The organism is Chryseobacterium lineare, assembly GCF_977014045.1.
In genome coordinates this window covers 3363673-3375429 of record NZ_CDRNIQ010000001.1, presented here as the reverse complement: position 1 = coordinate 3375429, position 11757 = coordinate 3363673, and the positions used below count along the sequence as shown (strand labels likewise).

Annotated in this window: 9 protein-coding genes; 4 read left to right on the top strand and 5 right to left on the bottom strand. The window is 37.3% G+C overall.

What is annotated here, in order from left to right; genetic code table 11:
* Positions 1-3: 3 nt before the first annotated feature.
* The gene (locus ACWNCI_RS15110; RefSeq protein WP_449388941.1) at positions 4-1413 is read left to right on the top strand and encodes a sensor histidine kinase; all 1410 of its coding nucleotides are present in this window, start codon (positions 4-6) and stop codon (positions 1411-1413) included.
* Between the two features lie 55 nt (positions 1414-1468).
* Here the strand turns inward: ACWNCI_RS15110 and ACWNCI_RS15105 are convergent, their stop codons facing one another.
* Positions 1469-4135, bottom strand: a complete 2667-nt coding sequence (locus ACWNCI_RS15105; RefSeq protein ID WP_449388940.1) for a carboxypeptidase regulatory-like domain-containing protein — start codon at positions 4133-4135, stop codon at positions 1469-1471.
* Positions 4136-4602: 467 nt separating this feature from the next.
* On the opposite strand from ACWNCI_RS15105, the gene ACWNCI_RS15100 reads away from it, so the two are divergent.
* Together ACWNCI_RS15100 and mutS are read left to right on the top strand one after the other, a co-directional pair.
* Positions 4603-5484: a cupin-like domain-containing protein gene (locus ACWNCI_RS15100; RefSeq protein ID WP_449388939.1), complete on the top strand. Its 882-nt coding sequence runs from the start codon at positions 4603-4605 to the stop codon at positions 5482-5484.
* Between the two features lie 195 nt (positions 5485-5679).
* Positions 5680-8268 (top strand): DNA mismatch repair protein MutS, encoded by a 2589-nt coding sequence (gene mutS, locus ACWNCI_RS15095; protein WP_449388938.1) that lies wholly within the window; start codon positions 5680-5682, stop codon positions 8266-8268.
* A gap of 40 nt (positions 8269-8308) precedes the next feature.
* On the opposite strand, the gene ACWNCI_RS15090 is transcribed toward mutS, so the two are convergent.
* The gene (locus tag ACWNCI_RS15090; RefSeq protein WP_449388937.1) at positions 8309-8737 is read right to left on the bottom strand and encodes an energy transducer TonB; all 429 of its coding nucleotides are present in this window, start codon (positions 8735-8737) and stop codon (positions 8309-8311) included.
* Between the two features lie 55 nt (positions 8738-8792).
* Positions 8793-9590 (bottom strand): hypothetical protein, encoded by a 798-nt coding sequence (locus ACWNCI_RS15085; RefSeq protein ID WP_449388936.1) that lies wholly within the window; start codon positions 9588-9590, stop codon positions 8793-8795.
* A gap of 196 nt (positions 9591-9786) precedes the next feature.
* On the opposite strand from ACWNCI_RS15085, the gene ACWNCI_RS15080 reads away from it, so the two are divergent.
* Positions 9787-10170: a ribosomal maturation YjgA family protein gene (locus ACWNCI_RS15080; RefSeq protein WP_449388935.1), complete on the top strand. Its 384-nt coding sequence runs from the start codon at positions 9787-9789 to the stop codon at positions 10168-10170.
* On the opposite strand, the gene ACWNCI_RS15075 is transcribed toward ACWNCI_RS15080, so the two are convergent.
* Positions 10171-11088 carry a YARHG domain-containing protein gene (locus ACWNCI_RS15075; RefSeq protein WP_449388934.1) on the bottom strand — a complete coding sequence of 306 codons (918 nt, stop codon included), beginning with the start codon at positions 11086-11088 and terminating at the stop codon, positions 10171-10173.
* 35 nt (positions 11089-11123) lie between these two features.
* Positions 11124-11753, bottom strand: a complete 630-nt coding sequence (locus ACWNCI_RS15070; protein WP_449388933.1) for a DUF2306 domain-containing protein — start codon at positions 11751-11753, stop codon at positions 11124-11126.
* Positions 11754-11757 lie beyond the last annotated feature (4 nt).

The window sequence follows — 11757 nt, the reverse complement described above, 5'->3', positions numbered from 1 at the left end:
CAGATGTTCAATAAAGTTATTACCAACCAAACCAAAACCATGGTTCTCCTGATGCTGGTTTTTACAGCTATCATTCTGCTTTTCAGTGGTTTGGTATATTTTTCGATTGTTAATTTCTCTCACCAACGGTTTTATGAGCTTTTAAAAATACGTACCACGACGATCATACAGGTTGAGAAAAGCAAGGATAATCTGGATCTCCCGGAAAATTATATTCTGAACGGCCTGAATGATGAAGAACTTCCCATGGAGCGAGACTATGTTTTCGCGGTTCCCACCGATTCCAATTTCAATAAAATCTCTCAGGAAATCCATATTCCGGGATCTTTTTTCAGGAATATTGTAAAAAAAGGAGAGGCCAATTATAATGATAAAGAATTTTACTATATAGGTCAGACCTTCCGGCATGATGATAAAAGCTATATCGCTATCGCTTCGGCAAAAAACCATTATGTGGTTTATTATCTCGGCTTTCTGAAAAGAACATTAATCACCTGTATCGTTCTGTCTCTGTTTTTCAGTATGATTTTTTCTTTTTATCTGTCGAAAACATTGTTTAAACCAATTTTAAAAATCACAGGTAAAGTAAAGGAAATCAGCTCAGAAAACCTTCACCTCAGACTGGAACCTCAGCCCGACAATAAAGAACTCAACGAACTGGTAGAAACATTCAACGATATGCTGAATCGTATCGAGACTTCTTTTGAAACCCAAAACCACCTCATCGGAAATGTTTCCCATGAACTGAGAACCCCTTTAACGTCTATTATGGGAGAAGCAGATGTAGCACTCTCGATCTCAAGAACTAACAGCGAATACAAGGAAACTCTTGGAATCATCCTGGATGAAGCCGAAAAATTGGACAAAAAGATCAAAGCATTGCTGATGATCGCGCAGACCGGATTCGACGGTAAGATCCAGAAAATGGATAAGGTAAGGATGGATCAGCTTCTTTGGGATGTTATTGAGACGCTACGCAGAATCGATTCAAGAAACAACATTTATCTTGATATCAGTATGCTTCCTGATAATCCTAAAAAGCTGAAAGTACAAGGTAATGAGCAGCTTCTTCATCTTGCGGTTACCAATATTATTCAGAACGGTTGTAAATATTCTAATTTTCAGCAGGTAAAAGTTTCGCTCGGAGCGACGGACAATGATGTTTATATCATTATTAAAGATAATGGAATCGGAATTCCGCAGGAAGAAATGAATAAAATCTACGATCCGTTTTTTAGAGCCTCCAACACGCACAATTATGAAGGCTATGGAATCGGCCTCCCATTGGCCCGGAATATCGTAAGAATGCACCACGGCGAACTGATTGTAAGCTCATACGAAAACCAGGGAACAACCGTACAACTTCGTTTCCCGAATTTCTATAGCATGATGCACGAGAATAGTGAAATTTAACCAAAAAGCTTTTAAACATAAAAAAACCAACCTCAGTGAGATTGGTTTTGCTTTTTTATTTAAAGTTGAATTTTACGGTAAACATTACCTGACTTGGCCGAAGCTGGAACCTGGTAGCGGTTGTTTTGAAAGTATCAATATCAAAAGTTTCAAATACTTTTTTATTGGCAATATTTATCCACTTCAGTTCAAAATCAATTTTCTTTTTAGCCCATGTGAACTGATAAGAAACATCATAGAATCCATTATGGTAATTTTGGTTAGTTGTATTGGTATTAACCTGATCCCAATTGAACCCAATTGTATGATTTTCGATAGGATAAAAGAACAAAGCAAGATTATGGTTGAATCCTGTTGTCGTAGCATTGGTATCTACTTCTCCGGAACTGTTTTGCTTGGTTCTTGTAAATTTTGCATTGTAATCAATACTCATCCAGCTGAAGTACGTATTATTAAACTTCACCCCAAATGACTGACCATTATTTTTATTGGTATAAGATTTATCATCCAAAATTACATCAGACTTTGTGTTGTTATTGCTATAGCTTACGGAAGCATTAGTCTTGAATTTCGGGAAATATTTTCCAATTTCAGTACTGTATCCATTCGTCAGTACGTGATTATCACGCTCAAGATATCCCATTATAGTGTAACCGGAAACAATAGTAGGATTCGATATCAAATTTCTCTTAGCATCGGAGAATCTATAATTAACATTAAAGAATATGTTATTAAGTGGATTTCTGTATTCTATTCTTGTTCCTGCCGATTTATTATTATTCTGAGGGATCGGGTTCTTTGGATCCATAGCATTGATCCCTGCCGGAGAAGTCATCAGAAAACCTGAATAAGCAGTATTAATTTCACCAAAATTATTATTAATATTGGCATTTACCGAAGTCTTCCAGAAAGAAGCGAAAGTATATTGCGCAAAAATGCTTGGTTCAAAGGTTACCTTATTTACGTCTTTAGATACTGATCTCATAGGATCATCTGCTTTTATATTATTGGAATTTACCGGGAAGTTAGCATATAACATCCAGGAATCATTTTTATAATTCACACCCACACTTCCGTAAGGCGTTGCCGTGGTGTAAGTAAGATCATTACTGTACTGCGATAATGGCGCTGTTCCTTGTGAAGTGATATTTGACAGATCAGAAACTAATTGTGTCGATTTAAAATTAAATCCTATTTCTGGTGTGAAAGTCCAGCCTTTTGTAGAAAATCCTATATTGGCAGAATGATTGGCTTCAAACGTTTTAAGCCTTAGGCGCTGATCAACAGAACCGGCCGATAGATTCGGAGTAAATCCAGGAATCGCAAGATAAGATGAAGGAGTAACACTTAAATTTTGTCTGTCTGTTTGATAACTCAAATAAGACAATACATTAACCATTTTTTCCTTCCATGGAACAATTGTACTTAGCGAGTTCTGGAACGATGTTGTAGGAGATTCCAGCGCCTCTTCTCCATGTCTTTGATTATTATCCGTTCTGTCCACAATCCCTCTGTCTGCATTCCAGTATTGAGAAAAACTTGTAGTATTCTTAAAAAATCCTTTTTTTGCATTCTTTGTGAATATCAATTCTCCCTTTGCCTTGTCCGTATAAAAGTTATTGAAAATATTCAGATTATTGGATGTTCCGTTGAAATAATTAGACTGAGAGCTAGATTCCCTTTCCACTGCATTATTCGTATAATTCGCATTAGCTTTCAGTTCCCATTCTTTCTTTTTATCGATATTGGTAAGATAGTTGGCGGATACATAATGTACGCTGTTCATCAGATATCTCTTCACCGGAAGATTGGGCGTGCTTGCATTTTCTACATTCAGCCAGTCGTTTTGGGAAGCATTGATTCTTCTTCCCTCAAATCTGTTTCCGAATGCAAGGATATTTCCTTCATTTTCTACCTGCTCGCCAACATTATTGGTTTTATAGTTAACGACCCACTGACTTTTCTGTCCGAAAAACATGGGGGTTAATTTAACATTCCACAGCAGAGGACTTCCTCCCACTCCCACTTCGCCTCTTCCGGTCATAGTTACGGAGTTTTTCAGCTTGATGTTAATGGCAGCCTGATCCGAAGGCACTTTATCCTGAAGGATTTTTACGGGCTGGTGGTTCTCAAGAACCTCAACTTTCTGTACCGCATCTTTCGGAAGCGAGTTGTTGATGGTTCCGTATCCGCCTTCCATAAGGTCTTTTCCGTTGACGTAAAATTTGTTGATGGCATTACCCTGGTAAAGAATAGTTCCGTCTGTATTTACTTCGATGCCGGGTATTTTTTTCATCACATCGGCCAGCGTTCTGTCGCTTTTGCTGTCGAAAGCTTTCAGATCGTAAGCAATGGTATCGCCTCTCGCCGTGATCATTTTTGTTTTCAGCTGCACTTCTTTAATTTCAGTGGCCTCCCCTTCCATCTTGAAGTTTGCCGTCTGATCGCTGTTGCTGATCTGCTTGGTTAAAGGTCTTTGGTTGAATGCCTTTACTTTCAGGTCTACATTAGATTCTGCGGAAGTAAAGGACACTTTGTATTCTCCTTTGGAGTTGGTAATAGCGTAGGCAAGAATGGCATCTTTTCCCGGCTCTTCTATCGTTACACTCGCACTGGGGATTGCAACGCCGTCTTCATCCGTGATTTTTCCTGAAACTGTTTTCTGTGCAAATGACAGCACAGAGAAAAAAATCATGACGAATAAAGTAATTTTCGATTTCATAATTTATTATTTATGCAATTAGTTTGTCTTTAAAGCTATTTGTTACACAATTTTAAAGATTCATATCAAAGCAATAAGTTAAAACGTCTTTATCACTACGAATATAGTTATAATTTCTTTGAAATTTAAAAAAAAGAAAAATATTAGTAAAAAACTAAATCCTGATTTCTTATTTTAAGCCAGAAATTACTGTAAGAGAAAAATATTTCCTAAAGATTTGCTTTCGCTTATTTCTATTAACTTCTATAAAATTTATCTTATAAATCAAAGCCTTATATTAGCCACGGAATGGATTCGCACTATTCATTTTTGTGTTTTTGCCCTGTAATATTTTACAGGGTATTTTGTATAAAAGATTTTTATTTAGAACAAATAGGTAAAAATGATTGGAATCATAGATTAAAAAAAGCTTAAATATGTTAACATCTATTTTTATTTAATAATTTTGTAACATTAAATTAAAAAAAATGGGAATCAATCTAAAGCCGATAGATATCGTAGATGACATTACAAGAGAAGAATTCATTGAAAAGTATCTGAAGCCAAGAAAACCTGTGGTAATCAAAAACATGGCGAGAAAGTGGCCTGCTTATCAAAAATGGACGATGGAGTACGTGAAGGAAGTAGTAGGAGATGTAGAAGTTCCGTTGTATGACAGCTCCAAGGCAGATCCCGCAGCTCCCATTAATGCTGCTGTCGCAAAAATGAAATTTGCCGATTATATCGATCTTATCCAAAGAGAACCCACCGATCTGAGAATTTTCTTTTTTGACCCTATAAAGCATGCTAAAAAATTACTGGCCGATTATATTGCTCCCAAAGAGTTAATGGGAGGGTTTCTGGATAAATATCCTTCCATGTTTTTCGGAGGAAAAGGGTCTGAGACATTTCTTCACTTTGATATTGACATGGCGCATATCTTTCACACCCATTTCAACGGAAGAAAGCATATCCTTCTTTTCGATTACAAATGGAAAGAAAGACTTTATAAACTTCCTTATGCAACCTATGCCCTGGAGGATTACAATATTGAAAAACCCGACTTTACGAAATTTCCGGCATTGGATGGCGTAGAAGGAATCGAATGTTTCCTTGAGCATGGAGATACCTTGTTTATGCCAACGGGCTGGTGGCACTGGATGAAGTATCTCGACGGCAGTTTCTCCATTTCTCTGAGAGCCTGGGACAAATCGTGGGGCGTAAAAGCACATTCTCTATGGAATCTTACCGTTCAGCGTAAATTCGACGATATAATGAAGAAGAATTTCAAAAAGAAATACATGGACTGGAAAGAGAAAATAGCCATCAAAAGAGCAGAAATCGCCCTGAAAAGAGGACTTCCAAAATAGACCATTTTAAAAATAATTAATTTAAGTCAAGACTTAAATGCATAACGATAAGAGACATTTCATCAAACGAGATGTCTCTTATGTATTTTGATTTCAAGAAAATTCTGTGAAATAAAACACACATCGGGGTTTTAAACACTTTCCTTCTTTTATTTTATTTCATACTTTTACCAACCTAATTTTAAGACAGATTTAATGGCAAAAACAGCGAAGAAAGAAACTCCTTTAATGATGCAGTACAATACCATCAAGGCGAAATATCCTGATGCGCTATTACTATTCAGGGTTGGGGATTTTTATGAAACTTTCGGTCAGGATGCTGTCAGAACGTCACAGATTTTAGGGATTGTTCTTACCAAAAGAGCGAATGGAGAAGGGCATATAGAATTGGCCGGATTTCCCCATCATTCCGTAGATTCTTATTTGCCAAAACTTGTACGGGCAGGAATGCGGGTAGCGATCTGCGACCAGCTGGAAGATCCGAAAATGGTGAAAGGGATTGTAAAAAGAGGAGTAACGGAATTGGTGACACCGGGAGTTACCTTCAATGATCAGGTTTTAAATTCAAAAAAGAACAACTTCCTGCTTTCTCTGCATAAGGAAAAGGAGAAATTCGGGATCGCTTTGGTAGATGTTTCTACCGGAGAATTTTTAGTAAGTGAAGGAAACCTGGAAAAGCTGCTTCATATTGTCAATACCTTTGATCCCAGTGAGATTATTTATCAGAGAAGCGTCCAGATCCCGGAGCAGATCAAAAACAGGAGTGCTTTTAAACTTGAAGACTGGGCCTTCCAATATAACTTTGCGTATGAAAAACTTACGACCCATTTTAAAACCAATTCTTTAAAAGGCTTCGGTATTGAAAATCAGCAGCTGGCCATCACTGCTGCCGGTGCTATTTTCGCTTATTTGGTTGAAGATACCCATCACAATTTACTGTCACACATCACCAAAATTCAGATCATTCCTCAGGAGGATTATCTGATGATGGATCATTTTACCTTAAGAAATCTTGAAATTGTATATCCGAGCAGCCCACAAGGCAAATCTTTACTGGATATTATAGATAAAACCTCAACGTCAATGGGAGGAAGACTGTTGAGAAGAAGGATTATTCTCCCTTTGAAATCAGTCGGGGAAGTCAACAGACGGCTTTCTTTAATTGATTTTTTAAACGAAAACGATCATCTTAAATATGAAATTTCCCAGCTGCTGAAATCCATTTCAGATCTTGACAGACTGATGGGAAAACTGGCAGCCGAAAAAATCTCCCCGAAAGAATTGGGATATCTGCGCCAAAGTTTAATTAATATTCATAAAATTAAAGGTCTGCTTCATCCTCATGCAGATGTATTGGCATGGCTGGATCCCTTATATGATCAGGAGGAACTGATCAAATGTCTTCAGAATCATCTGAATGATGAGCTTCCGGTGAATCTGGCGAAAGGAAATGTTATTAAAGAGGGCATCTCCGAAGAACTCGACAGGTTACGGGGGCTTCAGTCAAAAGGACGTGGTTTTCTTGATGAAATGTGCCGGAGAGAAATTGAAAGAACAGGAATTTCAAGCCTTAAAATTGATTTTAATAATGTTTTCGGCTACTATATTGAAGTCCGGAATACCCATAAAGATAAAGTTCCGGCAGACTGGCTCAGAAAACAGACGTTGGTAAACGCCGAACGTTACATTACAGAAGAGCTGAAAGAATATGAAAACCAGATTCTGGGTGCAGAAGAGAAAATCGGAGTCCTTGAAAATGAACTCTACAGAAAAGTATGCGGAGACACGATCATTTATATGGATCAGATTCAGGAAAATTCGAATATCATTGCACAGCTTGATGTGGCAGTAGGATTATCGGAATTAGCTGTTTCTGAAAGTTATACAAAACCTGTTCTCAATGAAAGCTTTGCTATTGATCTAAAAGAAGCAAGACATCCCATCATTGAAAACGCACTTCCTTTAGGAGAAAAATATATTCCGAATGATATTTTCTTAGACAAAGATTCTCAGCAGATTATCATGGTTACGGGACCGAATATGGCGGGTAAGTCGGCGATCCTTCGTCAGACTGCCATCGTATGTCTCATGGCTCAGATCGGAAGTTTTGTTCCGGCAAAACATGCTGAAATCGGTATTTTAGATAAAATTTTCACAAGAGTTGGGGCAACAGATAATATTTCTGCAGGAGAATCGACTTTCATGGTAGAAATGAACGAAGCTGCCAATATCCTGAATAATATTTCCGAACGAAGTTTAATTTTATTAGATGAAATCGGCCGCGGAACTTCCACATATGATGGAGTTTCCATTGCCTGGGCCATAGCAGAATACCTTCATCAGCACCCGACTCAGCCAAAGACTTTGTTTGCTACCCATTACCATGAATTAAATGAAATGACGGTGAATTTTGACAGGGTAAAAAACTTTCACGTTTCAATCCAGGAGAATAAAGGCAATATCATTTTTTTAAGAAAACTGATTCCCGGCGGAAGCGAACACAGCTTCGGGATTCATGTGGCCAAGCTGGCGGGAATGCCGTCAAAGGTGGTCAACAGAGCCAATGAAATCCTGAAAACTCTGGAAGCCAGCCGTACTCAGAGTAGCTCTTCGGAAAGTATCAAAAGGGTAACTGAAGAAAATATGCAGCTTTCATTCTTTCAGCTCGATGATCCTGTTTTGGAAAATATCCGGGAAGAACTTACCAAAATAGACATCAATACTTTGACACCGATAGAAGCTTTAATGAAGCTTAATTCCATAAAAAAAATGATTGGTGGATAACCAATCATTTTTTATGAGCTTGTGTGAGTTTTATTCTAACCTAATGCTTTTTTAGCGTAAGAGGAAATGTATAAAGATAGCGTACCGGCTCTCCGTTAATAGTTGCGGGTTTCCATTTTACGAATAACCTTCTCACGGCTACTTCTGCCGCATCCGAATGCTTTTTGTCGCTTCCTGTCGCCGCTACAGATCTCACATAGCCTGTTTTTTCGACAATAAAATAAACACGGGTATCAATACTTTTGGATTTCACATCGATGATATCCATTTTTTCTGCAAACTGCCGTCTGAAATTTTCCATTCCGCCGGGGAATTCCGCAGGAGTATCAGCCTTGGTAAAGACATCATCCAGTTTCATTTTCTTCTTTAAGACAGCATAATCCGGAAGCTGTGAAACTGAAGCGTACTCTGTCTGCGAGAACAATAAGCTACTAACAAACAATATTGAAAATAAGATAACTTTCTTCATGCCGTAAATATTTGATTGTTTTTTAGCAGCAAAAAGAGCGCCGAAGCGCTCTGTATTATAAATGATTGTATTCGTAGGTTGTCATCTCCGATTTGTAAGGCTGATTATTACTGTGATAATAATCCCGGATTGCTTTTGTAGGATAGCTTTTAGTATTGTACTCGTAGGCCGATTTAAAAATGGTTGATTCTTCGCCTCCGTTGGAATAAGTTATGATATTCTTATACTCTTTAACATTCCTTGCGGATCCGTTCATGTCCTCACTTTCCAGCATTTTTGTAAAGCCTGTTATATTTTTGAAAGGATAATGTCCTCCGTCGTAAACAATATTTTGCAAGCTTCCCGTTCCGGTGTAGGTAACTGTAGGCTGAACATCCGTAACGGTTTCTGTCCAGTTTTTTAATGATCCATCAGAATTGGTGTAAGCATCCCTGACGTATGTTTTCGTATTCCCCGGAGAAACAAAAGCCTGTGTTATTTTAATCTGATCACTTCCTATATAAATATACGTTATGATATTCGATGAATTGGGAAGATCACTTGAGGTAGATGTTTTCTTCGTAATTTTCTGATTGCTGTTGTAGGTAAGAAGTACAGTATCAAAAGTACCGTCGGAGAAAGTATCAACATATTTTGTAATTAAGTCTCCTGTATAAGTAAAGGTTCTCGTCCAGTTTTCAGTCGTGTTTTTCATTTCGGTTATCTTGGTGCCGCTGTAGCTGAATGTAAAATTGTCGCCATCCTGAACCATTTTTGTTACCAAAATCGGATTGTCGAATTCCGAGGTGTCCTGATCTGCAGTTCCGCAAGAAATCACGACACATAAAGTGAATAATAAATAATTTTTCCTCATCTTGTATTAATTTCAGCAAAAATAGCAGAAATATTTTTTAATATCGAAATTTAATGCAAAATTTTAGGATAGAATATTTAATTTAGGTGATTTCGGCGGCCTTCGGCCGCCGAAATCACCTAAATTAGCATAAAACTTTCATTGAATATATTGATCAAATTTTCAATATCATTGTTAAGAAAAACAGCACTCCCCTATGATAAAATTAACCTTCAACCTGAAATATTTTCTTTTCTCCATTTTTATTTTCTTCATTGAAGTTCTCATTGCTACCGTATTAAAAGATATTTTCTTTATCCGGGCCTATCTTGGAGATGTGATCGTTATGATATTGCTTTATACACTCGTGAAATCTTTTGTAATCATTAAAGACACCCGGAAACTTATTTTGGGGATCTTTATTTTTTCCTGTCTCATAGAATGGGCACAATATTTCAATATTGCCGATAAGCTGGGACTTCAGCCTGGAAGCATCATGTATATTATTGTGGGAAATTCTTTTTCCTGGGTGGATATCGCTTGTTATGTGGTCGGATGTCTGCTTCTGTTGCCTTTCACTAAATCAGAAATTACCATATAATTACCTTCCAAAGCTGTCGTATTTGTCTTCCGCGTATTTGATAAAGCGGTTTAGCAAGGCTACATTCTCTTTTTCAAGAGGGGTAAGATCGTTATCTACATTATTGGAAACAGGAATATACCAGTCGGTCTGCTCAAAGAAATTTCTATAGGTAGCTTTTTTGAAAGAATAGCCGTGACGAGCAAATACGGAGTTTTTAATGATTTCCATATCCAGCTTACGGAGATTCTTAAGATCTTTCTCCGTTAATTTCTGTTTGGATGCATTGATTTTAAATACCGCATCAGAAGCCACCCTGTTTTTGGAAGCGGTATAGGTTTCTGTATTACCGGTGTGTTCGTCGGTATATTTTTCAACAAAGTTCTTCGGATTTTCCCAGTCGATGAGGTCATTATCCGGGCCGAGCATGAAATTCGGATTGTAAACAAATTCTTTTTTGATCAGTTTTAAATTTTTCGATGGTGCCTTTACTGCCGTTTTATTAAATGCATTCCATGTTCCGGTAAGGCTGTCGTTTTTTAACTTAACCTCAAATCTTCCGTCAGTTTTATCATTTCCCGGCTCATCAAGGATAAAAGATTTTGACGTTTCATTAAAAACACCGCGAAAAGGTCTTTGATTTCCATCAACAATGCTTTGTCCGTAGACACTGTCTTTCGTGATTCTATTGATTTTCAGGGATATTTTCTTATAAACTTCTCCCTCGTACTCTTCTCCGATTTCTGGTGTGATCATCTCCTTTCCCGCAAAGTCGCCCATGTAAATTCCATAATATTCTTTATAAATTTCAGGAACAACAACCGAATCTTTTTTGGCGGTAAGACTGTCTTTGTTACTACTTGTATCTTTTGATTCTTTTTTACAGCTTATCAAGGCAATGGCAAAAACGAAAACGAAAGTTAATTTTAAAATTTTCATATAATATGGTTGGTGTTAATGATAATACAAGACTGTCACAGCAATTTTCTTGCAATTAAATATTCAATGAATAAAATATTGGGAATCCAGCCCAGCCATGCAATGATCTGGTAAACATCCATCGGATCCGGGTGAAATAAATATACGATAATTACTTTCCACATTCGCAGCGTAATGGCAGAAATCGTCAGTGCAAAACTCCGCCACATCCATTGTTGATGATCTCTAAATTTCTTTTGCCGCGCCAGCTGATACGCTTTCAACGTAGAAAACCACCATAAACATCCCAAAATAACAAACGAAATTTTAGAACATATCCCTCCGTTGGCAAAAATGCCCATGTAAATACCTGAAGGAGCCGCAAGAAAAAGAATCAGAAAAATATAGATCTTTCCAATGTTTTTGTGAAGGTCTTTTATTCCTAAATCTTTTCTGAGAATAGCCAAAAAGCCTGTGAGCAGCACAAAAATGCTCGTGTAAACGTGAGTATAGAAGAAATAAAGATATTCCGGACGGCTGGTGACTTCCGTTTGCTTAATCATTAAAAAACTTACATCTGTCTTCAGCGGAACATATTCCCATGTAATTTTCAGCATCAGCCAGAAAAAATACACAAATCCCAGAATGAAAAGGATTTTAGGAATATTTTTTTTGACTGAAATCATTTAT